24 protein-coding genes are annotated in these 24,355 nt (G+C 40.3%); 6 read left to right on the forward strand and 18 right to left on the reverse strand.

Translation table 11 applies throughout. The annotated features are described in order from the left end of the window. Window positions 1–14: 14 nt before the first annotated feature. The 10 genes from TEPIRE1_RS08835 to TEPIRE1_RS08880 all read right to left on the reverse strand — a co-directional run bounded on the left by TEPIRE1_RS08835 (window position 15) and on the right by TEPIRE1_RS08880 (window position 10,705). Window positions 15–401 (reverse strand): holo-ACP synthase, encoded by a 387-nt coding sequence (locus tag TEPIRE1_RS08835; protein ID WP_013778824.1) that lies wholly within the window; start codon window positions 399–401, stop codon window positions 15–17. An 18-nt stretch (window positions 402–419) separates the two neighbouring features. Next, on the reverse strand, window positions 420–1,052 hold the full coding sequence (locus TEPIRE1_RS08840) for an acetyltransferase (protein ID WP_013778825.1): 633 nt from the start codon (window positions 1,050–1,052) through the stop codon (window positions 420–422). 38 nt (window positions 1,053–1,090) lie between these two features. Further along, window positions 1,091–1,858 carry an SDR family NAD(P)-dependent oxidoreductase gene (locus TEPIRE1_RS08845; RefSeq protein ID WP_013778826.1) on the reverse strand — a complete coding sequence of 256 codons (768 nt, stop codon included), beginning with the start codon at window positions 1,856–1,858 and terminating at the stop codon, window positions 1,091–1,093. Between the two features lie 2 nt (window positions 1,859–1,860). Then, window positions 1,861–2,919, reverse strand: coding sequence for a 3-oxoacyl-ACP synthase III family protein (locus tag TEPIRE1_RS08850; protein ID WP_013778827.1), 1,059 nt, complete (start codon window positions 2,917–2,919; stop codon window positions 1,861–1,863). A 3-nt stretch (window positions 2,920–2,922) separates the two neighbouring features. Next, the gene (locus TEPIRE1_RS08855) at window positions 2,923–3,153 is read right to left on the reverse strand and encodes an acyl carrier protein (protein ID WP_013778828.1); all 231 of its coding nucleotides are present in this window, start codon (window positions 3,151–3,153) and stop codon (window positions 2,923–2,925) included. A 24-nt stretch (window positions 3,154–3,177) separates the two neighbouring features. Continuing rightward, window positions 3,178–4,200: a 3-oxoacyl-ACP synthase III family protein gene (locus TEPIRE1_RS08860; RefSeq protein ID WP_013778829.1), complete on the reverse strand. Its 1,023-nt coding sequence runs from the start codon at window positions 4,198–4,200 to the stop codon at window positions 3,178–3,180. A 110-nt stretch (window positions 4,201–4,310) separates the two neighbouring features. Then, window positions 4,311–4,991, reverse strand: coding sequence for a sugar transferase (locus TEPIRE1_RS08865; protein WP_269450205.1), 681 nt, complete (start codon window positions 4,989–4,991; stop codon window positions 4,311–4,313). Window positions 4,992–5,062: 71 nt separating this feature from the next. After that, window positions 5,063–8,074 carry an O-antigen ligase family protein gene (locus TEPIRE1_RS08870; RefSeq protein ID WP_013778831.1) on the reverse strand — a complete coding sequence of 1,004 codons (3,012 nt, stop codon included), beginning with the start codon at window positions 8,072–8,074 and terminating at the stop codon, window positions 5,063–5,065. A gap of 27 nt (window positions 8,075–8,101) precedes the next feature. Continuing rightward, a complete protein-coding gene (locus tag TEPIRE1_RS08875; protein ID WP_013778832.1) occupies window positions 8,102–9,394 on the reverse strand; it encodes a GumC family protein in 1,293 nt (430 codons plus the stop codon). A gap of 750 nt (window positions 9,395–10,144) precedes the next feature. Beyond that, entirely contained in the window at window positions 10,145–10,705 is a 561-nt protein-coding gene (locus TEPIRE1_RS08880; protein ID WP_013778833.1) for a hypothetical protein, read from the reverse strand. 398 nt (window positions 10,706–11,103) lie between these two features. Here TEPIRE1_RS08880 and TEPIRE1_RS08885 point away from each other — a divergent pair, with 398 nt between their 5' ends. The 6 genes from TEPIRE1_RS08885 (at window position 11,104) to clpB (ending at window position 15,875) form a co-directional block, all read left to right on the forward strand. Continuing rightward, entirely contained in the window at window positions 11,104–11,331 is a 228-nt protein-coding gene (locus TEPIRE1_RS08885; protein WP_013778834.1) for a DUF1659 domain-containing protein, read from the forward strand. Between the two features lie 46 nt (window positions 11,332–11,377). Beyond that, window positions 11,378–11,593, forward strand: coding sequence for a DUF2922 domain-containing protein (locus tag TEPIRE1_RS08890; RefSeq protein ID WP_013778835.1), 216 nt, complete (start codon window positions 11,378–11,380; stop codon window positions 11,591–11,593). 64 nt (window positions 11,594–11,657) lie between these two features. Next, window positions 11,658–11,804, forward strand: coding sequence for a YvrJ family protein (locus tag TEPIRE1_RS13490; protein WP_013778836.1), 147 nt, complete (start codon window positions 11,658–11,660; stop codon window positions 11,802–11,804). 41 nt (window positions 11,805–11,845) lie between these two features. Beyond that, window positions 11,846–12,355 carry a peptidoglycan recognition protein family protein gene (locus TEPIRE1_RS08895; protein WP_013778837.1) on the forward strand — a complete coding sequence of 170 codons (510 nt, stop codon included), beginning with the start codon at window positions 11,846–11,848 and terminating at the stop codon, window positions 12,353–12,355. 107 nt (window positions 12,356–12,462) lie between these two features. After that, window positions 12,463–13,158: a competence protein ComK gene (locus TEPIRE1_RS08900; protein ID WP_013778838.1), complete on the forward strand. Its 696-nt coding sequence runs from the start codon at window positions 12,463–12,465 to the stop codon at window positions 13,156–13,158. Between the two features lie 137 nt (window positions 13,159–13,295). After that, on the forward strand, window positions 13,296–15,875 hold the full coding sequence (gene clpB, locus TEPIRE1_RS08905) for an ATP-dependent chaperone ClpB (protein ID WP_041591565.1): 2,580 nt from the start codon (window positions 13,296–13,298) through the stop codon (window positions 15,873–15,875). A 54-nt stretch (window positions 15,876–15,929) separates the two neighbouring features. Here the strand turns inward: clpB and mgsA are convergent, their stop codons facing one another. The 8 genes from mgsA to TEPIRE1_RS08945 all read right to left on the reverse strand — a co-directional run bounded on the left by mgsA (window position 15,930) and on the right by TEPIRE1_RS08945 (window position 24,284). Beyond that, complete coding sequence (gene mgsA / locus TEPIRE1_RS08910) at window positions 15,930–16,337, reverse strand: methylglyoxal synthase (RefSeq protein ID WP_013778840.1); 408 nt, start codon at window positions 16,335–16,337, stop codon at window positions 15,930–15,932. Window positions 16,338–16,364: 27 nt separating this feature from the next. Further along, window positions 16,365–17,186 (reverse strand): SDH family Clp fold serine proteinase, encoded by an 822-nt coding sequence (locus TEPIRE1_RS08915; protein WP_231848284.1) that lies wholly within the window; start codon window positions 17,184–17,186, stop codon window positions 16,365–16,367. Window positions 17,187–17,334: 148 nt separating this feature from the next. Next, window positions 17,335–18,516 carry an ABC transporter permease gene (locus tag TEPIRE1_RS08920; RefSeq protein WP_013778842.1) on the reverse strand — a complete coding sequence of 394 codons (1,182 nt, stop codon included), beginning with the start codon at window positions 18,514–18,516 and terminating at the stop codon, window positions 17,335–17,337. Further along, window positions 18,517–19,197 (reverse strand): ABC transporter ATP-binding protein, encoded by a 681-nt coding sequence (locus TEPIRE1_RS08925; RefSeq protein ID WP_041591566.1) that lies wholly within the window; start codon window positions 19,195–19,197, stop codon window positions 18,517–18,519. A 7-nt stretch (window positions 19,198–19,204) separates the two neighbouring features. Next, the gene (locus tag TEPIRE1_RS08930) at window positions 19,205–20,842 is read right to left on the reverse strand and encodes an efflux RND transporter periplasmic adaptor subunit (protein WP_013778844.1); all 1,638 of its coding nucleotides are present in this window, start codon (window positions 20,840–20,842) and stop codon (window positions 19,205–19,207) included. Between the two features lie 159 nt (window positions 20,843–21,001). Beyond that, the gene (truD, locus tag TEPIRE1_RS08935; protein ID WP_013778845.1) at window positions 21,002–22,189 is read right to left on the reverse strand and encodes a tRNA pseudouridine(13) synthase TruD; all 1,188 of its coding nucleotides are present in this window, start codon (window positions 22,187–22,189) and stop codon (window positions 21,002–21,004) included. Beyond that, a complete protein-coding gene (locus tag TEPIRE1_RS08940) occupies window positions 22,167–23,552 on the reverse strand; it encodes an ATP-binding protein (protein WP_013778846.1) in 1,386 nt (461 codons plus the stop codon). Before TEPIRE1_RS08940 ends, truD begins: the two co-directional genes overlap by 23 nt. 24 nt (window positions 23,553–23,576) lie before the next feature. Next, window positions 23,577–24,284, reverse strand: a complete 708-nt coding sequence (locus TEPIRE1_RS08945; protein ID WP_013778847.1) for a nitrilase-related carbon-nitrogen hydrolase — start codon at window positions 24,282–24,284, stop codon at window positions 23,577–23,579. Between the last annotated feature and the right edge of the window lie 71 nt (window positions 24,285–24,355).

Below are 24,355 nucleotides of genomic sequence, written 5' to 3' on the forward strand. Positions count from 1 at the left end.
ATGGATTTTTTTGCCTATCTATGTAAAAATCCTCTTTCTAAAGCCACTATAGCAACAACTAATTTGTTTTCAGTATCTATTGCTAGATGTGTTTCTGTAACGCCCAATTCATCTGCAAAACTTTTGGCTTTATTTAAAAATTCTATTTTCCCCTCACTATTTTCATTTATTACTATTTGAACATCTTGGACACTGATAGTATCAGTAAATCCTGTCCCTAGAGCTTTTACCGCTGCTTCTTTTGCTGCCAACATACTGCCTAAGGCAATTATTTTTTCCATATAATTGAGTTTAACTGTTGATTCTAATTCTAAAGGGGTAAAAAGTCTGCACAGAATACTTTTTTTGCGTTCTATAATTTTTATTCTTTTAAGATCAAGGATATCGGTGCCGATTAGCATACTTTTTTCACCCGAGATTTACTTTATGTATTTTGCAGGATTTCCAAAAACAGTAGAACCTTCCCGTACATTTCGAACTACTACACTACCTGCGCCAATAACCGAATCATCTCCTATAATAACGCCTGGTAAAACGCAAGCACTACTGCCAATACTCACTCTTTTACCTACCTTTGCAAAACCCGTTATATCGACCTGACCGCTGAGAGTTGAATAGTCATCCACTGACGCATCGTGGCCTGTGCCTGATCCGCAATTAATCGTAACAAACTCCCCTATATTTGCATCGCAGGTTATAATAGAATTTGGACACAAAACACTGCCTAGGCCAATCTCTACATTTTTTCCTATAATACTTGTTCTGTGGATAAAGGTTTCAAACTTTGCACCTTTATCCCTGAGCAAATTAGCAAGCTCATTCTTAATTTGTGGAGTTCCTATGGCCATAACCAGATACTCATCGTCTTGAGGCCGATACTCCGATATCGTTGATACTACACCTACTTCATAATTATACTCCTTTAGCGCTGACAAATTATCATCTAAAAATCCCACCACTTGCCAGTCCGGATACTTTTCCTGCGAATCTTTAATCCAGTTATAGACTTCTCGACCAAAGCCACCCGCACCTACAATTAAAATTTTCTTCATAATGATTCTCCACTATAAAATAATTAGTAAAATGCATTTTATTCTTTGCTAATAGTAAATCCTCCATCAACTACCATGGTAGTTCCTGTTATCCACTTTGAAGCATCTGATAATAAAAACGCTGCTGCCATTGCCACATCTTCCGGAAGTCCAAATCCAAGCGGGTATCTTTCCATTTTTCTTTTAATTGCTTCACTGGGAGCACGATTAACCAGATCTTCGTACATTTTTGTTTTGACCAATCCGGCAGCTATTGAGTTTACCCTGATATTTTTAGGGGCAAGTTCTACAGCCAGCGCTCTTACAGCACCGTCAACGGCAGCCTTGCTGGCAGAATAAAGCGATATTCCATTATTCCCTGTTATTCCGGCTGCTGATGACATAACTACCAAGCTTGAAGTTTCTTCTTTAACATCTTTATGGCTCAAGCCCTTGGCAATCATTAAAGTCGCAAATGCACTAGTTTTAAAAACAGGTTCAATTTTCTTCTCTTTAATTATATTTAGGGGAATTGTTGCTTCTATCCCCGCAGCATGAAATACCCCGGAAAGCCTCCCTTGCTCAGATGCAACGGTTTTTAACAATTCCGGTATGCCATCTAATTGTTCTAAGTTATATTCATATATGCTGTGGCCTTCTCCTTCGAGCTCTCTGCAAGTTTCTTCAAGTCTTTCTCTGTTTCTGGCTAATAACACGACTTCCGCTCCGAGTTTGCTTAAAATAATAGCCGTTTCTCTGCCTATTCCCGATGAAGCACCGGTTACTAATATTCTTTTACCTTCCAAGGACATAGGGTTAAAAGCCATTGCTACACCTCCAATAATCGTAAACTTGTAAGAGGACCCGCATCCATTAAGGCGCCTCCCCACGAATAACCTACTCCAAAACCTATCATTGCAAGCTTTTTCTTATTGGAGCTTAGCACATCTTGCAGTTCGCTTGTTATTGTCAGAGGTATTGAAGCAGAGCTCGTATTTCCAAATCTATCAATGCTGATAGGCGTTTGTTCTTGACTAAGTTTTAATTTTTTTGCCAAATGTTTTAAAATAAATTCATTTGCCTGATGAAAAACAAAGTAATCAATATCTTTAACATCTAAGTTATTTATGCTTAACAGCTCTTTTACCAGTGGCGGCACTCTCTTTATTGTAAAATTAAAAATTTCTCCGCCATCCATGTATAGGTCATTTAGGCTTCGTATACTTCCATCGGGTTGAACATTTCTTACAAGATTTTCTTGTGTTGCCGGATTCCTATACCCTCCTGCCGGAATAATTAAATTATTGCTGCCTTTACCGTCTGTTTTTAAAACAAAGCTTATAGTTGAAGATGTTTCGTCTATCTCTAGAGCTGTTGCCGAAGCAGCATCGCCAAAAAGCATAGATGTTGAACGATCATTAGGGGAAACAGCTTTACTTGGAGTATCACCTACAAGAAGCAAAATCCGCTTTAAAGCTCCTGCTGCGATAAAATTGGCAGCCATCCATAATCCATAAACATAGCCGGAACATCCTAGATTTACGTCAAATGCCATGCATTCTGTAGATAGTCCCAGTTTATCTTGCACAACACAGCTTGTGGCAGGGAGCCTATAGTCCGGCGTTTGAGAAATAAAGATAATACCGTCTATTGTATCTGCCGGCCAATCCAGTTCTTCAATCAATTTTGCAGCAGCCGCAGTACATAAATCCGATGTGCAAGTATCGCTATTTGAAATACGCCTTTGCCTAACGCCTGTCATTTCAGTTATTTTATTTATATCTTCTTTGGGGAAATATTTTTCAAAACCATCATTCTTAACGATATTTTTCGGTACGGCACAGACTATTCCTTTAATATTAACATTCGATGCCAGCGTTTGTATCATGTCTTAATCCTCTTTTGCTTTTTTTATTAAATCCATTACTTCTCCCACTGTTTTGGCCTGTGACAGTGACTTTCCGTTGACTGTTACATCAAAATATTCATCGATTAAAGCTATAGTAGATACTACAGCGACTGAATCAAAATTTTCGCTATCTAATTCGTAATCATCATTTAAATCTTCTGCATCTACCTCTAATAAATCTGCAAGTTCCGCTAAAAATTCCTTAAATTCCATTTATATTCCTCCAATTCATTTTAATTAAATATATTTTATTATTGTGCCTGCCCAAGAAAGTCCTACTCCAAAGCCTACCAACATTAATTTATCGCCCTTTTTTATGCTGTTTTTTTCTATCTCTAATTCAATAGCCATGGGTATGGTAGATGAAACTGTATTGCCATACTGTTCGTTGTTTATGCAAAATTTTTCTTTAGGTATTTTTATCTTTTTGCGCAGAGTTTCTAACATAAATGCATTAGCTTGGTGAAATATATACATATCGATATCATCGATTGTCATCTTACTTTTTTTGAGCAATTCTTTTACTGCAGAAGGCACGGATTTTAAGGTAAAGTTAAATATCTCCGCACCATCCATAAAAAGATTTTGCGGTGACCTTATTGCTCCATCATCAAAAGTTTGCTCTATTTTTGCCTCTTGTGATATGGGCATTCTAAGCCCGCCTGCCGGTACAATTAACAGGTTGGCACCGCTGCCGTCGGTTCCAAAAACAAACGGCCCGATTAGTTCTTCTTCGCTTTCGATTGAAGATATAAATGTTGCTGCTGCTCCGTCGCCGAAAATCGTTCTTACACTCCTGTCAGTAGGATGTAAGTATTTGGAATATGTTTCAGAAGTAATCAGAAGTACATTATTAACAATCCCTGATTCTATCATCCCTTTGACAATTGAAAGCCCGTATACATATCCGGAACACCCTAGGTTAATGTCAAACGCTCCGCAAGTAGTTGGCAGCTTTAGGCGGTCCTGCACAATGCAAGCCGTGGTTGGCAAATAATAATCCGGACTTTGCGTGCAGAGTATTAGAAATTCTACCTCTTCTCTTTTGCAAATACCTTTTTCAAATAATTTTTCAGCTGCTGCAACAGCTAAATCAGATGCACATTCATTCTTTCCCGCAATTGCTCTGGTTGATATGCCTGTTTTATTATAAATCTTTTGTACATCCCAATCGGGATAATCTTTTATAAGTTCATCATTCGTTAGTTTTTGCGCAGGAAGGTATGATGCTATATCTTTAATGTAAGCTCTGTTCCTCATTATTAGCCCCCTAATGCAGAAAACTCATTTCAAATCACTTTTATATATATATAATGTGCATAAAACAGCTCACTAAATGATCCTAATTCAGTTTAATAATATTTTATGAGTTATACGTTGAAATTTTTACTACCTCTAAAAGGTTCCATAGTCATATTTGCGTCTTTGTTAATTCCTTCTCTTTTTATAACTTTTACAACTGTTTTAAAAATTATTTTTAGATCCCCAAAAAAAGAAACATTTTCAACATATTTTACATCAAGATCGAATTTCTCTTCCCAGCTAATAGCATTTCTGCCGTTTACCTGTGCTAAGCCTGAAAGCCCCGGTCTTACTTCATGTCGACGTCTTTGATGATCATTATAAAGCGGCAAGTATTGAACAAGCAGCGGCCTTGGACCAACAATGCTCATGTCCCCTTTAAGTATATTAAATAGCTCAGGAAGTTCGTCTAAGGAAGTGCTCCTGAGGAACTTTCCAAAGTTAGTCAGGCGAACCTCATCCGGCAACAAATCACCATTCTGATCTCGTTTATCGGTCATCGTTCTGAATTTATAAAGAGTAAATATCTTTTCATTAAGTCCGGGTCTTTCCTGCCTAAAAATCACCGGACTGCCAAGATTAACTTTTACAATAATAGCTATGATAGCAAGGACAGGACTAAGAGCTATAATAGCCAATAATGAAAGAGTAAAATCTATTGGTCTTTTAAAATATCTTCTGTATAGTCCTCCTTGTTGTGGGGTCAAATTAGTAATTGTCTTATTTGAGTTCAATTCAATATTTGCCATTATATTCCACAACACTTTCAGTGTTTTTATTAGCTTTTCTGTATCGGCAATAATTGCCAACATTGATTAATCTATTTATGCCATATCTCTACAGCTTTTATATAAATTGCATCCCTCGTATTTTCCGGTATGTCTATTCTAAGCCATGCGGCTCCGTCTTCTATGTCCTCGGTAGTTGTAAAGGTTGAGGATATGTTTGTTATTTCAGGGTTAAGGCCCATATCGCTTTGCTGGTGCTGAGGGTTTTTACCTTTGCGGCTAAATATGTTAAATATTGGTTTGGTTTCCGGATTCAGACTGCCTACTGCTAAGTTTACCATATAATCTGTGTTGGGTTCCAATGTTATATCATTTTTAGTGATCACATGCGATGGCTCTTCTCCTCGGTTTGTGACTTTGGCAGCATTTTTGTCTATACTGACTTCCAAAAGACCATTCTGAGAATTATATATCCTCCACAGGTCCGGAGCTTTGTCATTGTCCGCATCTATGGTAAAGTCAGATGCAAAGATAAGATTGTCAAGTGTTTTGTAGTAGTTTTTGTCATCGATGTTTTCTGCCAGAAGTTTTGATTTGTATATATACAGCATTAGCTCATTTGTGACGTCCAGTTTATCTCGGGCACTCTTTGGAGCTCTTGCATTATATTCAAATATTTCATTGAATAATTCCTGCGACTTTGCCGTAAGTTCAAGAGCTTTTTGTTTTTGTTCCTGCTGTAAATACATTATAGCAGTTTTTAGGTATGCATCGGCCCGGTTTTCCCAGTTCTCGCTATTGAACGGATTTATCATGCAAGATTTCTCAAGTTCGGATATTCCTTCATCAAGCCTGCCATTTTCAAGATAATAAGCGGCAAGCTGAGTTCGAAGCATCGCATTATATGGGTCAAGTTTTACTGCTTCAAGCCGCATTTGTTCTGATTTTTTAAGTAAACCATCGTCTTCGGTCTGCCTTGCGATAAAGTAATCAAGCTGTGCTAAATCTGCTTTATAGGATGCGGTATACGGGTCATATTTGGCAGCTTTTTCAAAGTATTCTCTGGCTTGCATGATATCCTGTTCTTGAACGCTTTTTACTGCCTGCTGACTATAGGTGTAGCCTTGATACAGAAGAAAGCCGAGCACTGCCAATATACATGCAAGACCGCCTAAGGGCAAAGGCTGCCATAATCCTTTATTCCCCTCGGCTTTTGCCTGAGGTTTTAATGTAGCAGTGGAACATCTTATTACACCTAAAAGCTGCCATAGATAAAAAGCTACAGCTCCCAGCGAAAGGTTAAAGTCCATGGCACTGTGTCCCAGCAAGGCAGCAGCACCGGCAAAAGCTCCCCATGTAATAGTCTTTAAGGGCGCTTGCCCATCCACTTTATATACAGTGTATACGGATGCTGCGGTACAAAGCAGCAGTGCTGCCAGTGCTAATATGCCGATAGTACCTGTTTCTACCCAAAGCTGCAGGAAGAAGTTGTGAACCTCAGTGGTAAAGTAGCGGTACGACTGGTATGCCTGATATATAGACTTCCAGCCTCCGCCGCCGGTACCGAGCACCGGATGGTCTTTTATTATTTTTAGAGCATCCCTGTAAAAGCTGACTCTTCCTGTAAAACTGGAATCTTCGGTGCTGATGCTCATGATCCTTCGGGATATTGATTCCGGTATATATTTATAGGCAAGGATTATGTGTTTTGCAGCGGCTGCATCCCCTGCCTCAAAAAACTCCGCATCGTAAAAAGTTGCCTTGGTGTCGGGAAAATAGTTGCTAAATCCAATGGATAAACTTTTTGTATCCGGGCGAGTGGTAAAGGTGACCTCTCTTGTTTCTTTTGATAAGTTTTCGTTTATATGTTCATTCATGATACGCACACTGCTGCTGTTTTCATCAATGCTGTTTATAAATATTGCCCCGCCCCATTCCTCTTCTGTTTTACCCGGCTTTGCGGAAAGGGTGATTCTTAAGGTATATTCCGTGTCAGGTTTTACATCTTTTATAGGATACCACGACGTCTTCCAGCTTGCTTCCTCGTCTTCACTATGGGAAATAGCAAGAGGGGCTTCGGTGGTTAGTGCGGCATATGCACCTAGGCCTCCCAGAATGATTAATACAACAAAAACTGAAAGAGCAACTTTCGGCCTTATGCGAAGTGCAAAGTGCTCACTTATTTTCTCGATTATATAAAATAGGGCAATTGAAAGAACTGCTCCTGCCAGGTACCAGAGCCATACCAGACTTTCCCGGTTTGCAGATATGGCCATGCTAAAGCCCGGAGATGCTGCTGCTGCCGATATAAATGTTTGGATAGAGCAGCTCAATGCCTTCATGCGGTACTGACCAGGCATTCCCAGAATGAATATCAGAAATAATGCGGGAAACATGAGCCATGCTCCCCTGGACAGTGTAAAGATAAAGCATAGAAGTATCGTATAATTTATAAATGCAAGTATTCCTTTTTGCCAACGTTTTTGACCTGTTGCCCATAAAGATGCAGCTATCATAAAGGCCGCAGTAAGATATGCCGCCAATGTATTCGGATACTGAAGTGTCGAATTTATCCTGCCGCCGACAAATGCGCCGTTGTATGTAAAGGTGCTTGCCGCCGCTCCGATTCCGACGAAGGCTACTCCGAAGGCAGAAAGAACCATCGCCCATAAGACCACCCTTATGTCTTTTTCTGTCCGGGCAAAATCCGATACCATATAAAAGACTATAAAGTAGTTGATGTATTTTAAAAACTCTCCTACGGCAGAGCGCATATTTACAGCTGCAAATACGGACAGGAAATAAGCTCCCACAAGAGCTAATGCGGCATAGTCCATCGGAGTTTTGAAAAACTGCTGCTCTTTTAGGACCTTGATTTTGTAGAGCAGGTACAGAAGAAATAGAACACCACTATATATATGAGTCGGAAGGAATTCTTTATCAAAAAACATCCCTCTGAAGTAGGGAGGATATAGGAGTAATATAATAAGCCCTATATATATTATATAGTAAAGTGTCCCTTTGTCCTTTTCTCGTATTGCCCGGGAAATGTTTTTATTTGTTTCGACTTTTTTCTGTTCTTTTAGTTTTTGTTTTCTTCCCAACTTATTACACCTCAATTAACAGGTTACTTACGATATGGTTTTTACGGTTTTGGCGTCTGCTGAGTTTTTCCAGTAGTCCATGAAGAACACAGTAAATATTCCTACCATCAGCCCTAGCACCATAGCAATGGCTACATTAAGAGCTTTTTTAGGTGCTACGGGTTTTTCGGGTACTATAGCAGGAGAAACTACCATAATATTCGCATCGCCGATATTGCTAGATGTAGTGATACGTGCTTCCTGGTATTTTTGCAGGAAGGTATTATATGTATCCTGTGCTATGGTATACTGCTGCTGCAGTCGATTATATTCAGTTCGTTTTTTGGCCAGAGTTGCTTGAAGGCTTTCCAGTTCCGTCTGGGTTTTTTGTATGTTTGAGGTCAATGCGGCCCTTTGGGAACTAAGTCCTGCAAGTATGACTTCAAGTTCTGATGCCCTTTCGCTGAGTAAGGTATAGTTTTCATTGATTTCCTGGCTCTTCATGGTAAGTCCAATCGCATCGGACATGCTTCCGGTTTTATTTGCTGCAAGCCCTGTCATTATAGCATCATCGATGATGGATTTTTCTACGTCGAAAAATTTCGGTTCCGCGGCAAGTTTTGCCTTGGCACTTTCCAAAGACGCCCTTGTAGCCTTTTCTTCTACATCAAGTTCTACGAGTTTTGTCTTAAACTCGGTAATCAGCTCGAGTTTTGCATCAATATCTTTTTGCAGTTCATCCACACTTTGAGGTTTGGATAGGAAGTTTTTTAGTTCTTCAGTGACTGCATCCAGGTTTTTCTGTTCTTCTTTCATCTGAGTCTGTAAAAAAGTTGCGGATTTACCCATCTGTTCCTGCAGTGTTTTTGAAATAAAATCTACATATTTTGGTGCTAAGGTATTCGCTATTTTTGCTGACATTTCGGGGTTTTTGTCTTTTACCGCGATTTTTATAAGGTTGGTATCTTGGATGGCTTCAACGCTTATCATATCTCGAAGAGAGGTTGTACTGTATTTTTCCGGGTCAAGGTCAAGTTCCTCTATCACCTGATTTAATATGTGGGGATTTGTCACTTGAACCCGATAAGTTTCTAAAGACATTTGTGGATACTGGGACAGATAAGAAAGCAATGCATCGTATGCGCTGTCCTCGCCGGGTGCTGCCGTTCTTTGCACCATTGGCGAAACCATAAGTGTACTTTGTGCTTCATATGTAGGTGCTATTACAAAAAAGCTGAATATGCCGCTTATTAGTACGGCTATGATTGTGATGGCTGCTATAATCCACTTTCCGTTAAGTATTATTTCGATAAGTTCGCGTAAGCTTATTTCTTCTTCCATTGTTTTCCTCCTAGATGTATTTATATGACACTGCACTGCATCCTTCGATTATATTTTATTCTACAATAGATGTGGAATTCCTTCTTTTTGACCGGAATCGTATTATTTTTAAGGATAAGATATTTTGGTTTATTTTCATTATAATATTATAGCAGATTTTTGTTGGATTTTTTATGTGATTTACAAAAATGCATTTTTAAAACTTCTATACCTTATACTTGGTAACCAGTTGACAATCTGTGGAAATACAATCAATAGAGAAATTGTTATTGTGATTACTTTGGTCTTTGTTTTAATCGGAATGTAATCGAAAACTTCATCATTTTGAGTTCCTAGCTTCCGTTGCAATCGAGCAATCGGATTTAGTGAGGGGAAGCAGCGTAACTTCAGCCATTGGCATCTCATCGTGAAATGTTGGTAACTGAAAAAGATTTACTTTGAAGAAATTCCGTAAACTTTACAAATAAAATAAATATGAACTTAAAAAAATGGAAATTAAGATTGTGAAAGAGCCTGCTCCAGAACAATCGGAAATATCGATTGAAGAAAAACAAAAGCGGTTCCGATGTTCTCTGCTGTTTACAGCAAAAACATCGGAACCGCTTTGCAAAACCTTATGAATAATTGGGGACGGTTTCAAATTATTTAAGAAATTTTTCAAGCATCTCGCATAGATCGTCACATGACAATATCCTTACAAAATCATATCCATTAGCTTTTAACACTTGTCGGCAACTTTCAATATTTCTTCTATTCGAGCTTATTGATCGTTTCTTCTTGATTTGCTATAAGTTTTTTTGCGAAGCCTTTAAGTAAATATAATGCATCTTCAATCCAGTCAATCATGTCACTATAAATATCAATTTCCGGATTCATTCTCTTAAAGTTATCATACTCTTCTTTTAAAATATTGATTATTTCATTTAGTTTAGCAAATGAAGATTCATTTAACTGCATCATCAACTCTTCAAAATTATTTAAGTAAAATAAATCGAAGTCAAAGTCCTGCAAAAAACTGTCTACTCTAGATAACAAATAATCTATATCTTCTACTCGATGTCTTTTGATCAGCTTCATTTTCAAGCTTTCTAATTCCTCAATAAGGAATAAATAAAAATCATGAATTATTAAATAATTTACTGATATTGCTTTGCCTTCAAAATCACGCACTTCATACTCTTTTATATTATTTATATCATATTTCATAATACTCTTTTCACCAAACAACATGTTGTCATCCCCTATGGTTAAAACAATAATATAATTATCAAAAAATTTTCTGTCTAGTAGATAGCTGATATTTAAATTCATTTTACCATGATTCTCCTTTATTGTCTATCTTTATGATTATTCGTTTCTTTGTAATAAATTATGCAGCAAAAGATGAATTATGATATCATTGAATAATTTGGAACCGTCCCTAAAAATTGGTCTCTAAATATTTACTATTCATGGTTTTGGTGTAAGCAGGTTATTTAGGTTTATTAGAATGGCGCCAGTTACCGCTGCTGCTTATATTTGTCAAACTGACCTGCTTAAAAAATAGTCCGGTAAGGCCGGGCGGCTTATCCACTTAGAGCTGCCGGGCTTTTTTGTTTTTTCTTGTATTCCCCTATAATGAAATCACAAACACACCGCAGCAGTCTTTTAAAGGAGGTGGCCTGAGATTTTAAGTGGTGTGGGGAAAAAATGAAAGGAGGTGAAAAGATATGGCGATAGTTTCAACACCTTTAAATTCCAGTCTTCGCATCGTTGTGGAAACCGGTAAGGATGAAAATAATAAATCCATTTATAGAACCAGGTCTTTCAACAATGTAAAGACTAGTGCCACTGATGAGGATCTGATGAGCATAGCAGCTCAGTTGGCAGACATTCAGATTCATCCGGTATATGCGTTTCGCCGGACAGTGGAAAGTGAGCTCAGCGAAATAGTCTAGGAAATGGTAAATCCAATCTATAAAATCTTGAGAGGAGGTGAAAAATGTGGATACGAATCTGGAGCTTGTTTTTAGGAATAGGGCGGGCAAAAATGCCAGGATTTCGCTGCAGGACCCTAAAGATGACCTTACTGCCGATGAAGTCCAAGCCTTGATGGATAACATTGTAACAAAAAATGTATTTGAAACGACCGGCGGCGACCTGATCGAAGCGGTAGAAGCCCGCCTTATACAGAAAGAAGTTGTACAGCTTATCGGTTAGTTAGAAAAATCCCTGCCGGGCACTGGATGTGTCCGGCTAAACTACTATGGAAAGGAGGATTTTCATGGACGAGTTGGTTGCTCATGTAGCTAATGTGGGATTTCCCATTGTCGTTTCCATTTACCTTTTGGTAAGAGTTGAAACTAAGATTGAAAGCCTTACCTGCAGCATCTATGAGCTGGCCAAGGTTATCGAAGGTATAAAGAATTAGTTGGAAAAATATCATTAATTAAGAAAGTGAGGAGCGGTCATATGGAAAGACTTTACCCGAGATTCATAGTAATACATCATACGGCTGGTTTCGATGTACCGGCACTTACTATAGATAGATATCATGCTGAAAGGGGTTTTGGCATAAAGATTACCTCACCTAAGCCTCTGGTGGAAGAATATGCAAAGAGAGGTTTTAAGCGTGTTTCGGACGGGGTTATGGTCAGTATCGGATATCACTATCTAATCCGAGCCGATGGTTGTGTGGAAAAAGGCAGGCCGGATTTTGCAAGGGGCGCTCACTGCACAGCTCAGAGTATGAATTTTCAATCTATTGGAGTAGCCCTCACAGGTAATTTTGACTCTAAAGACAATCCTTCCGGCAAAAAAGGGCATATTGCACCTACCTTGGGGCAAATCGAGGCTTTGAAAAAGCTTGTCTTTTACCTGATGGAGATATATCAGATTCCGGGGGAGAACGTAATCGGGCATAAGCAGGTAAAGAATGCTTCCACCAGTTGTCCGGGAGATAGGTTTGAATTTAAGGTATGATACCACCTATATTTTTTTGCCTTGACATCGAACATATGTTTGGTTTATAATGGAATTGCTTTCGCCTCTTGCAAAATATTTTGATTACTATGTTGGGGGTATAGTTTATGAATATGGAAGAGATTTTAGAAAATGGCCTTGCTGCTCTGCTTCCGGTATATAAGGAAGGCAATGTGACTATGATTTTTACCGGTGGCGGTGAACAGTTATTGGTCAGAAGAACCTGTAAAACGGTTTTAAAAAACCTTGCTAGGTTTTATGGTATAGACCTTACTGCGGTTCGCGAACACTACGGCAGTTTTATCAATAAGAAACAGGGCGTGCCCATCCCTATGGCAGTCAATCTGCTGCTTATACCGGTCAAGGTCAGAAAGAGTCCCTTGGGCGAAAATGACGGTACTTTTGGGTATGTGAATTTTCGGGAAATTAAACAAGTTGCCGATGGTGAAGGCGGAAAGTGCAGTATCACTTTTCGATGTGATAAAAGCCTTCTTGTGCTTGTGAGCCAATCCACTATGAGGGAATATATGAAAAATGCACAGCTTGCGGAAAACATTTTCCTGAATCAGCATTTTCACGGATACGAGGAAACTGTAGGCAGGTCTTGGGAAAATCTGCAGGAGTCCGACAGTAAATATAGTGCACGAGTGCTCCCTTTTAAAAAAGCTTCTACAAAGGGTCAAAAAGCCCAGCTCTTCCCTTGGGAAAACTCTCTTGAGCATAGCGAGGTATTGCTTAGGGAGTATCTTCTGAAACTGCTGATGGAGATAATTGAACTGCAGAGGAATCAGGCCTTAAAATAGGGCCTGATTTTTATTTTCAGGTTTTGTTAAAGCTGTAGGTCTAATAGTCTGAAAATGGGTTTGAAAAACATTGACTTTCTTTGACCTTTATAGTATTATAAAATAAGAAAAAAGAGGAAGAAAGGATGGTGACAGCCTTGGATCTTAATAAATATACTCAAAAATCTCAAGAAGCCATTTTAAATGCTCAAAATCTTGCATTAGAGCATCATCATCAAGAAATGACTTCAAAGCATTTATTTTACGCTCTTGTATTTCAGAAGGACGGTATTGTACCGCTGATTATAGAAAGGGCGGGAGTCAATGTCAATCAAATTAAATCATTGGCCGAAGACCTGTTAAAACGTATACCTTCTGTTCACGGTTATGATGGGCCATTGTCCATGAATGCAAATCTTGCCAGGGTTTTTATCAGAGCAGAGCGCGAAGCTCAGAACATGAAGGATGAATTTGTAAGTGTCGAACACCTGCTTCTGGCATTGTTGGAAGAGGGCGACACAGATGTAAGGGATGCCTTGAAAAAGGCAGGTCTGGATAGGGTAGCCATACTGACAGGCCTAAAACAAGTTCGCGGCAGTCAGCAGGTTAACAGTGAAAATCCCGAAGCTACTTATAATGCTCTTGAAAGATACGGCCGAGACCTTACCCGCTTGGCTCGCGACGGCAAACTTGACCCGGTTATCGGTAGAGATGATGAGATAAGGCGGGTCATCGAAATTCTGTCAAGGCGAACAAAAAACAACCCTGTTCTCATAGGTGAAGCCGGTGTGGGAAAAACTGCCATAGTAGAAGGTCTTGCCCGACGCATCGTGGCAGGGGATGTTCCGGAAGGTTTAAAGAATAAACAGATAATTGCTTTAGATATGGGTTCCCTTATAGCAGGTGCAAAATTTAGAGGAGAATTTGAAGAAAGGCTTAAGGCAGTTCTAAAGGAAGTGCAGGAGTCCGACGGTCAAATCATACTCTTTATCGATGAGCTTCATACCGTAGTAGGTGCAGGTGCTGCCGAAGGGGCCTTGGATGCAGGGAATATCTTAAAACCCTTGTTGGCACGTGGAGAGCTAAGAGTTATCGGTGCCACCACTATTGATGAGTACCGCAAATACATCGAAAAAGATGCTGCTCTTGAACGCCGTTTCCAACCGGTGATGGTCAATCCCCCATCGGTGGAAGATACTATTTCCATCTTAAGAGGTCTTAAAGAAAGATATGAGGTGTTCCACGGTGTCCGAATAAAGGATAATGCCATAGTAGCATCCGCAACACTTTCAGATAGATATATTACCGATCGTTTCCTGCCGGATAAGGCTATCGACTTAATGGATGAAGCTGCGGCTCGACTTCGCACTGAAATTGACAGTATGCCAGTTGAGCTTGATGAAATAAAACGTAAAATAATTCAGCTTCAGATTGAGGAAACTGCGTTGAAGAAGGAAAAGGACGAAGCATCACTTAAGAGGCTTGAAAAGATACAGGAGGAAATGAGTAAACTTCAAGATGAATTTGACAGGCTAAATGTCTTGTGGCAGCAAGAAAAAGAAGAAATAAGCAGGATTCATAAAATAAAATCCGAAATCGAAAAGGTAAAGCTTGAAATTGAAAAGGCAGAACGTGAATATGACCTTAATAAAGTTGCAGAACTTAAGTTCGGAAGGCTGAATGAACTTGAAAGACAGTTAAAAGCTGAAGAGGAGGCCATCCGGCAAAGACAGAAAGAAGGCGGACTTTTAAAGGAAGAGGTCGACGAAGAAGAAATTGCAAGGGTGGTCAGTCAGTGGACAGGTGTTCCCATTGATAAGCTCCTTGAAGGTGAAAAAGAAAAGCTGCTTAACCTAGAAGATATCCTGCACCGCCGGGTGGTCGGTCAGGATGAAGCGGTTAAGGCCGTTGCAGATGCCATACTGCGTGCAAGAGCCGGTATCAAAGACCCGTCAAGACCTATAGGAAGCTTTATATTCCTCGGTCCCACCGGTGTTGGCAAGACTGAACTGGCTAAGGCTTTGGCTGAGGCATTGTTTGACGATGAGAGAAATATTATCCGGATAGATATGTCCGAATACATGGAGAAACATGCGGTTTCAAGGCTTATAGGAGCGCCTCCGGGATATGTGGGCTATGAAGAAGGCGGGCAGCTCACTGAAGCTGTGCGCACACACCCTTATTCCGTAATACTCTTTGATGAAATTGAAAAGGCTCATAATGACGTGTTTAATGTGCTTCTCCAGATATTAGATGACGGTCGGCTTACCGACGGCAAGGGCCGCACCATAAACTTTAAAAACACCGTATTGATTATGACATCGAATATTGGAAGTCAGGAAATCCTTGAATACCAATCTTCGAGAGATAAAAACTTTTCGCAAATTAAAGAGAAGGTTTTGAATTTATTAAAACACTACTTTAAACCGGAGTTTTTAAACCGTGTTGATGAGATAATAGTATTCCATCCCTTAGAGCCTGAGCATGTGGCAAAAATTGCCGAGCTGCTTTTGAATAATTTTGCTCAAAGGGTAAAGAATACTGCAGGAATTAATTTGACATGGTCGGAAAAATCCGTAAGGTATTTAGCTGAAAAGGGCTATGATCCGCTGTTTGGAGCCCGGCCGTTGAAGAGATTGATACAGCAAGAAATAGAAACACCTCTAAGCCGGAAAATTATTGAAGGAGTAAGGCCCGGAGAAGTGATCAACATCGATGAAATCTTAAAAGTTGATTGAGGGTTTATTAAGACAGTAAAGGCAGTTCCTTAGTTTCGGAACTGCCTTTCTTTTTTACTGTAAAGTCGGATTTATAACCTTTCTCCAATCCAAGTCTCCCCGCATCAATCCCTTTATAAGTATCTCCGCTGTTGCGATGTTGGTCGCCAACGGCACATTGTGCACATCACATACTCGAAGGAGAGCATTTATATCAGGTTCATGAGGCTGAGAAGTCAACGGGTCCCTCATAAATATTACCATATCTATACCTTCGTCAGCTACCATCCCGCCAATCTGCTGATCACCGCCCAATGGTCCGGATTGGACGCGTTCTATCTTCAAGTCTGTTGCCTCCATTATTCTTTTGCCTGTGGTGCCTGTTGCGTAAAGCTTGTGAGGTTTTAATATGTCTTCATAAGCAATAGCAAACTCTACCATCTTCTCTTTTTTTGCATCATGTGCTATAAGTGCTATATTCATAGATACAACCCCCGTTTTTAATTTTTGCTAAAATCGCCTATGCGTTCTGCGATCTATGACACCGTGTTCTACTGATGGTGTAGCTTGTACGGGCTGTGGAAACAGATTCATGAGCTGGTATATCTCGGGCAAAACGTCTGTGCTTACATTAAGGCCCAGTCCGCGAGCCACATCTACATTTATTGGGAAATCATGTGTCCAAATGCCCTGTGTCAATATCTCTGCTATGTTTTTCTTCTCATCAAAAGAATATCTGTCCGGAAGCAAATCCAGTATGCCGTTTTTCAGCTGACTTATAGCCTTTTGAGAAATATCCGCCAAAATCAGCGTTTCATCACTGATACTTGCCATCGGCTTTTGTTTTAGGACATTAACAATCGATGGAGCAGGATACTGGCCTAACTGCGGGTCTACCGGCCCCAGCATGGCATTATCTCCCATCACTATCTCGTCGGCAGCCAGTGCGATTAGAGTGCCGCCGGACATGGCATAGTGGGGGATAAAAACTCTAACTTTCCCTTTGTGCAGTTTTAGAGCTCTGGCTATTTGAAGTGCTGCCAATGCTACTCCACCCGGGGTATGCAAGATCATATCTATGGGCATATTAGGGTCAGTCATCTGTATTGCGCGTATAATTTTCTCCGAATCATTGATATCAATATAGCGCATTACCGGAAAACCCAGTATACTCATGGTCTCTTGCCGATGTATGAGGGTAATTACTCTGGATTTGTTTTTTTCTTCTATTTTGGATATCAATCTTTGGCGCGACATTTTTAGCATTCCCTGAGTAACTACAGGCTGCAATGCTGAAATCATAAAAAATAACATTAGCATATCAAGAAACATTCTTACACAGCCCCTTTCTTGCATATTCTTTCCTACATTATATCAGATAACCAGTTTTTGGGCAAAGCAAATGACAGCATCTGCTGTCATAAGGCCAAAGGGACGGTTCCAAAATATTCATGAATATTTTAGAACCGTCCCTAATTATTCATTCGTATCGCAATGCTTCGATAGGTTTTAGGCTGCTGGCTTTGTTGGCGGGATATATTCCGAAGAATACTCCGACCAGCATGGAAAAACCAAAGGCGATGGCTGTCACTGAGTAGGTGGTTTTCGCATTTATTCCAATTAACTGGGCTATGCCCCTGCTTAGCAAAAATCCCGTGATGATGCCTACGATTCCGCCGATGCCGCTGATTACCAGCGACTCTATTAGAAACTGGCTCATTATATCCCGCTTTCTTGCGCCAAGGGCTTTTCTGATACCTATTTCCCTTGTGCGCTCAGTTACAGACACCAGCATGATATTCATAATTCCGATTCCGCCGACCAGAAGTGAGATAGCCGCAATGCCGCCCAACATCATGGTAAGTGTTCCCGTGGTCTGGTTTATTGTATCAAGCATCTCCGTCTGGTCAAGAATTCTATAGCTTTGAAAATCGCTGTCGGAGCTTGTCTTAAACATGCGGGAAAGCTTGGAGGATATCTCTTCGGTTGCCTGGCTTACTGTATCCTTGGATGCGGCTTGGATATATAGTACTCTTACGCCTCTGCTCTGTAAAAGCCTTTCGGCTACGGTTATCGGAATGTATATCTCTTCATCGTTGGATCCCATCATGGAGCTGGAAGATTCAAGAATGCCGACTACTTTAAAAATCTGGCCTCCTATTTTTACTTCCTGTCCGATAGGATTTACTAACCCGAAAAGGTCTTCCGCTATTTGTGAACCCAGAATCGCTACTTTTTGGCGCATGTTAACATCGGCCGGTGTTATAAATCTGCCCTGTGACAATTTGTAGTTTCTTACAGTCAGAAAGTCGGCATTTGTCCCTTGAATCTGAACACTGCTGTTTTTGTTGGCGTGTTTTACCGTAGCATTTCCGGTAACTACCGGAGCCACTCCGCTGATGTAAGGACTTTCTGCAAATTCCATGGCGTCTTTATAGCTTAGGGTGGTGTTTGCTCCTCTGCCCATTATATTTACGGTAAGCAGGTTTGAACCTAAGCTTTGGATTTGTTCGGTTACCTGCGAAGTGGCTCCCTGACCTATGGAAACAAGGGCAATAACCGATGTTACTCCTATAATTATGCCGAGCATGGTTAAAAACGACCGCAGTTTATTATCTAAAATGCCTCTTAGGGCTATTTTTATGGTCTGGAGTGTATCCATTTATCCGACCACCTTTACATCATTTACTATTTTGCCGTCTTGAATGTGGACATTTCTTTCGGCTTGATTTGCTACACTTATATCATGTGTTATAAGGATGATAGTTTTTCCGCTTAAATGCAATTCTTTTAATATCTCCATGATTTCGCGGCCGGATTTTGTGTCAAGGTTTCCTGTAGGCTCATCCGCCAATATAATCGGCGGGTCCGTAGACAGTGCTCTAGCTATGGCAACTCTCTGCTGCTGACCTCCGGAAAGTTCGGATGGTTTATGGTGTATCCTATTGCCCAATCCTACTGCATTTAGCATTTCAACGGCACGATCTCTTCTGGCCGGGCCTTTTTTCCCCGCATAGGTAAGCGGCAGTTCCACATTTTCCACTGCATCAAGCTTGGGAAGCAGGTTGAAACTCTGGAATACAAATCCTATATGCCGGTTGCGTATGACTGCAAGCTGATCATCGTTTAGCTTGGATATATCTTTATCTTCAAATATATATGTACCATCGCTCGGCGTATCAAGGCATCCTAAAATATTCATCATTGTTGATTTTCCTGAGCCGGAGGGACCTACAATTGCCACGAATTCTCCGTTTTCGATTTGCAGTGTCACGCCGTCAAGTGCATGCACGGCTGTGTCGCCTCTTTTATATATTTTGTAGATGTTTTCTAAGCTTATCAGCATATGATTACCTCCGATTATCCATTCCACTGCCACCTGACGGCATTGGTCCCATAGGTGCCATCTGGCCTGCAGGTTGATTGCCAAATCTGGTGCTGTTGCTGCTGCTGCTTGTAGAATTGGACAGCAAAACTCTGTCTCCCTGTTTTACGCCGCTTACAATCTCAACATATTCATCATTGCTGATGCCGGTTTCAACTTCCACCATGTCGCTCGAAGACGTTTCACCTCCATTTGAGGCAAGCATAACATAGCTCTTGTTGTTTCGATATTGTATCGCAGTTATAGGCAGTATAAGGACATCTTGTTTGCTGGCTACAACCATCTCCACATCAACGGTCATACCCGCTTTAAGTTCGTCAACTTTATCTGTGGTTATTGTAACATCGAAGGTTGAAACATTGTTCTGACTTTGACCCTGCTCTGCAATTTTTTCTACCTGCCCCTCAAATACCTGATCCGGTACGGCCTCTGCCGTTATTTTAACAGGCATGCCAATCTCAACATTGTTAATATCAAGTTCATCCACAGGCAATACTACCTGCATTTTTGCATAGTTTACAATAACCGCTGCAGGGTCGCTGCTGGAACTGCTGCTTGTGGACGGGCGTATCAGATCGCCTTCTCGAACGTTTTGTTCTATGATTGTTCCGTCTATGGGAGAATATACCAGAAGATTTTCTAATTGTGAAATCTTGGATTTAAGGTCAAGTTCAGCCTGCTGTAAAGTTAACTGCTGTTTTTCTATATCCCTATTTATATCTTCTAAGTCCAGCGAAAATAGCTTCTGACCTTTTTTGACTACTTCACCTTCTTCAGCATATATCTCTTTAACCTTCGAGGATATTTCCGACTTTACATCCACTGCTTCTTCCGGCTCAATCAGGGCCTGCTCAATACCCAATTCTTTACCGCTGTCGGTAATAACATGCACTTGAACCGCCGTATCCTTTTCCTCAACATAATAGTTGCTGTTCATTGTAACGGTCACATAGTAGTAAATGCTGCCGGTAGATGTAAGTGTGCCTACTGTGTCGGTTTTTGTTACTTCGCCTTCTACGGTATATATGGGATCTAAAAACATAACTTCGGCTTTTTGCCCCTGCTTTATATTTTTTATCTGTGACGAAATAAAGGGCACTTTAACCTGACATTTGTTTTGATCTTGTATGGTCGCAAGCACGCTGTTGGCATTTACCGAATCACCAACCTTTACATCAACAGATTTTACGACGCCGTCTTCAGGAGCATATATTACGGCTTTTTGTTTTTGTTCATTTATCTCTTGCAGGTTAATCTGCTGTTGTATCAGGGAAAGTTGAGATTTTTCAAGACTTATTGAAAGGTCTTCATCCTCTAATTCAAAGAGCAGATCACCTTTTTTAACAACATCTCCTTCTTCAAAGTATACTTTTTTTACGGTGCCGTCTACTTTCAGATTAATGGTTTCCTGCTCCATGGGTAAAAGCGTGCCCGAGCCTTTTAAAACCACTTCTAAATCTCCTTTTGTAACTTGGGCTGATGATACTTGCTGTGCCGCTGTTTTTCGCATTGAACTGTTTTTTCGTTTCCAAAAATACCCGGTAAAAATCACTGCAATAATTAAAACACCTATTACTGCTATCTTTATAACTTTTTTTGACAAACGTTCTTCCTCCCTTAAGGTGACAAGTAGTAGCTCCTTTGTCCCCTTTCTTTAAAGTAACTCAAATTAATTTTAGTTTATCCTTTAAAAGCGGATAAATTGTGATGGAAATATGGGATTTTGTGGTGAACGAGAAAAACGTTCCCGCTACCCCTCTAATTAACTCTCTAAGCTTTTTACCAGCATGGTAGCAAAGCTTCCGGGCGGGAGGATAAATCTTATCTTAAGTTTTAGATATCCGGGATATATATCATCTTTTGCAAAAGATTGCAGGATATCTGATGAATCAAGTGGAACCGTCCTTAAAAATTTGGGGATGGTGATGGCGGGGCGGGGGAAGGTTTTGAAGAAGGATTTTCGGATTTTGGTAAGGTTGAAGTCGGATGGTTTTAGGTTCCGCTCGGAGAGGACTTCCAGGACAGCGTCGATAGCTTTGGGATCTCCGAAGATTTTGTAGGATACGGTTGGGATGTTGAGCTGCTTTAATGTATTTAAAGTATTTTCTTCAAGGGTTTCATAGAAATAGTAGTTCATAATCCTTCCTTTTATTTTGATGGGGTTTGTTATATATTGAAGGAGTATGCGCTCTAAGCTTTGATTCCACAAAAAGCTTTGATATGCAGAAAAATGCATTGAAAGTTCTTCTTTGGGGATGGCATTGATGGCTTTTACTAATTGATATTTACTTTCTCCTTTGGCAAGAATCTTTACAATGTCTTTTTCTGCCGCTGTGCGGCATAGGGGGAGTATTGCCTGCCAGTCTCCCCACTGTTTTTCTATTGCCCTTTTTCTTTCCTTCTCTTTGCCTCTGTCTTCCGGGTATATGCTGGTTAAGTAAAGTTTTAAGGCTCCCTTGTAATGTTTCCTTATAATCCTTTCCGCTAAAAACTCTTCGGGATTTATTACACTGCCGAAGCGCTGATCATCAAAGTAGTTTGGAAAGCCGCAGCGGGCAACTTCATTTAAGCGCTTTGCTACTGATGTTTTTTGTGCTGTTGGTATTTTCCTAAGTGTCAATTCAAAGTAATTTCCTTTTAATATCGCGGGAGATACATAATCATCCGCAAAACCTATAAAGGTAAGCTTGATTTTGGGCATATTGAAAGAAAGGTCATACTCCCTGGGCACGGAGATATATTGATATGTAAGGGCATGCCGGTCTTTTCGGCCTCCATATCCTATCCGTGCCATGGGCATCTTATTTTGCCGGGCAATGGCCAAAAGTGCATCCATGGTATTCCAATGGCGTTTTTCCAGAAGGTATATGCGGTATGCACCATCATCCTTGATTTCTAAATCTATCAGTTCCTTTACGATAAAGTCCTCAGTTGTTGCTTTTATTTTCAATTACATCATCCTCTTTATTACTTGCCATTTTGCCCAGCAGGTCTTCTACAAACTGTTTGGCGGTTCGGCCGGAGCGGCTGTTATGCCAAAGCTCCCATTTTAGTGCCATTTCACGAAGTTGTTTGGGCTCTATGTTTATCCCTTTGCTTTCGGCTATGCCCTCGACTATGTCAAGATATTTTTCCTGGTCGGGAGAAAGGTATACTACCGTAATGCCGAAGCGATCCGATAGGGAAAGTTTTTCTTGAAGCGTATCCTGGGCTTTTGCCTCATCTTCGGCCCGGTCGCTGTGAAATTCCCGGATGAGATGGCGGCGGTTAGAGGTTGCGTATATCAGTACATTTTCCGGAGCCGGTTCCAGGCTTCCTTCCAGAATGGCTTTTAAATACTTGTATTCTGTCTCGTGTTCTTCAAAGGAAAGGTCGTCTACAAAAATAATAAAGCGGTAGGGACGGTCTCTCAGTTCTGCAACGATATTGGAAAGGTCTATTAACCGGTCTTTGGTTACTTCCACCATTCGCAAGCCATCTTCTCCGAATTCGTGGATTAATGCCTTAATCGTAGAAGACTTGCCGGTGCCTCTGTCCCCGTATAGCAGCATGTTATTTGCTCCAAAGCCTTGGACAAACTGTCGGGTATTTCGCAATACTTCATTTTTCTGTTCTTCATAACCGATAAGGTTTTCCAACAGAATGGGGTCCGGTTCCGGTATACCCACAAGTTTGCCGCCATTTTCGGTATCTGCCCATTTGAAAGCCCAGTATCTGGCAAACTTTCCGCAGCCCGTATTCTTATAGAATTTTGCCAAGTCACTGATATTTTTATTCCAAGCCGGGGAATTATTCAACAGTATTTTTATTTTTTGTTTTTGTTCGTAATAGGTTTTGGGATAGGGAAAAGATTTACTGCCTTTCATAGTAAGCATTGCGGTAAAATCTGTGCATTGAGCTGACTTTTCTTGTATGTAGGAAGTAAATGCTACAAAATTGAAATCGTGTAATATCTTCAATAGCGCTAAATCTCTTTCTGCAAGTTCTATAAGCGGCTGCTCTATTTCATGTAATCCGATTTTTTCACATCTGAGGCTAAAAGGGTTTTCATCTGCAAGAATAAGATTTAAGATATGGTCTTGCCAAAGGTTGCCCACTAAAGGTTCCCCACAAATTTTGTTTTCTTCTATAAGGCTGCTTAAAAAATCGTGGTATGCTGAAACAACAGCCGGTATAGGTTTTTCTTCCGAGGTAATTTCAAGCATTTTTAAGTACTTCTTAACAATTCGGTCATTTAGAAGAAGGTTTCTATAAATAACCAGGGAATTTGCAGCTAGCTGTGTGTCAAATATTTGTTGTTGAATTTTATTCATATGTATCTCCTTTCAATCACTTTGTTAATTAGCTGTTATGTCATTTAGTACCGGATTTTGACCTCTGGCTCTTTCAACCAGGCCCACATCTATAACAGTCGTTAAAATTTCGGAGCTCTCATCACTTTCAACAAGTATTTTGCCCCAAGGGTCTACAACCATAGACATGCCTGAACATGCACCGATCCGGGGTTTGCCTGCAGAATTTACTGCTACAACAAAAAATTGATTTTCAATGGCTCTTACTATGTTTAAAAGCTTCCAGTGAATTTCTCGAAGCTTCGGCCATTTCCCTAAAACAAAGAGAACTTTTGCACCTCCAAGAGCCGACTGTCTTACAACTTCTGGAAATCTTAAATCACAGCCCGGGATAATCCCACAGCTGATACCGTCCAAATCAAATATACAGCTTTCGGGCTGCATTTCATTAGCTTGATTATAGCTTGCAATAATATGACCTTGACGGTCTACTGCATATGCGGTATCCAATATGCCGCAAGTCACTATATTGACGGAGTTTTGCGCTGCCAGCTTTTGTAATTGTTCTATAGCAGCAGTTTCCTGCTCAGTTGAGTCGGCTGCCAAAATTGCAGGCAAAACCAGCACATTAGGCTTTTTTCGACGGTTTAAAGCCTTGCTTATCATGATTTCGGCTTGACTCAAATTCGCCTGAAAATCACTGTAAATTGTATCAGTCTGAAGTAGTGATATCTTTAATTCAATATGTTCCAACTTATATCCGCTTCCTTTAAAAGATTAATAAAAAAGCTTTATTCGATTATATCAAAAATCAAACACTTTTG

The organism is Tepidanaerobacter acetatoxydans Re1 (genome assembly GCF_000328765.2).
Classification (GTDB): domain Bacteria; phylum Bacillota; class Thermosediminibacteria; order Thermosediminibacterales; family Tepidanaerobacteraceae; genus Tepidanaerobacter; species Tepidanaerobacter acetatoxydans.

Coding starts and splice junctions, on each gene's coding strand:
- TEPIRE1_RS08915 (WP_231848284.1), bottom strand. CDS start 17,186: ATGTTTCTTGATATGCTAATGTTATTTTTTATGATTTCAGCATTGCAG.
- TEPIRE1_RS08875 (WP_013778832.1), bottom strand. CDS start 9,394: ATGGAAGAAGAAATAAGCTTACGCGAACTTATCGAAATAATACTTAAC.
- TEPIRE1_RS13490 (WP_013778836.1), top strand. CDS start 11,658: ATGGACGAGTTGGTTGCTCATGTAGCTAATGTGGGATTTCCCATTGTC.
- TEPIRE1_RS08860 (WP_013778829.1), bottom strand. CDS start 4,200: ATGAGGAACAGAGCTTACATTAAAGATATAGCATCATACCTTCCTGCG.
- TEPIRE1_RS08845 (WP_013778826.1), bottom strand. CDS start 1,858: ATGGCTTTTAACCCTATGTCCTTGGAAGGTAAAAGAATATTAGTAACC.
- TEPIRE1_RS08865 (WP_269450205.1), bottom strand. CDS start 4,991: ATGGCAAATATTGAATTGAACTCAAATAAGACAATTACTAATTTGACC.
- TEPIRE1_RS08835 (WP_013778824.1), bottom strand. CDS start 401: ATGCTAATCGGCACCGATATCCTTGATCTTAAAAGAATAAAAATTATA.
- TEPIRE1_RS08940 (WP_013778846.1), bottom strand. CDS start 23,552: ATGAATAAAATTCAACAACAAATATTTGACACACAGCTAGCTGCAAAT.
- TEPIRE1_RS08850 (WP_013778827.1), bottom strand. CDS start 2,919: ATGATACAAACGCTGGCATCGAATGTTAATATTAAAGGAATAGTCTGT.
- TEPIRE1_RS08895 (WP_013778837.1), top strand. CDS start 11,846: ATGGAAAGACTTTACCCGAGATTCATAGTAATACATCATACGGCTGGT.
- TEPIRE1_RS08920 (WP_013778842.1), bottom strand. CDS start 18,516: ATGGATACACTCCAGACCATAAAAATAGCCCTAAGAGGCATTTTAGAT.
- TEPIRE1_RS08885 (WP_013778834.1), top strand. CDS start 11,104: ATGGCGATAGTTTCAACACCTTTAAATTCCAGTCTTCGCATCGTTGTG.
- TEPIRE1_RS08900 (WP_013778838.1), top strand. CDS start 12,463: ATGAATATGGAAGAGATTTTAGAAAATGGCCTTGCTGCTCTGCTTCCG.
- TEPIRE1_RS08855 (WP_013778828.1), bottom strand. CDS start 3,153: ATGGAATTTAAGGAATTTTTAGCGGAACTTGCAGATTTATTAGAGGTA.
- TEPIRE1_RS08840 (WP_013778825.1), bottom strand. CDS start 1,052: ATGAAGAAAATTTTAATTGTAGGTGCGGGTGGCTTTGGTCGAGAAGTC.
- TEPIRE1_RS08880 (WP_013778833.1), bottom strand. CDS start 10,705: ATGAATTTAAATATCAGCTATCTACTAGACAGAAAATTTTTTGATAAT.
- mgsA (WP_013778840.1), bottom strand. CDS start 16,337: ATGAATATAGCACTTATAGCACATGATGCAAAAAAAGAGAAGATGGTA.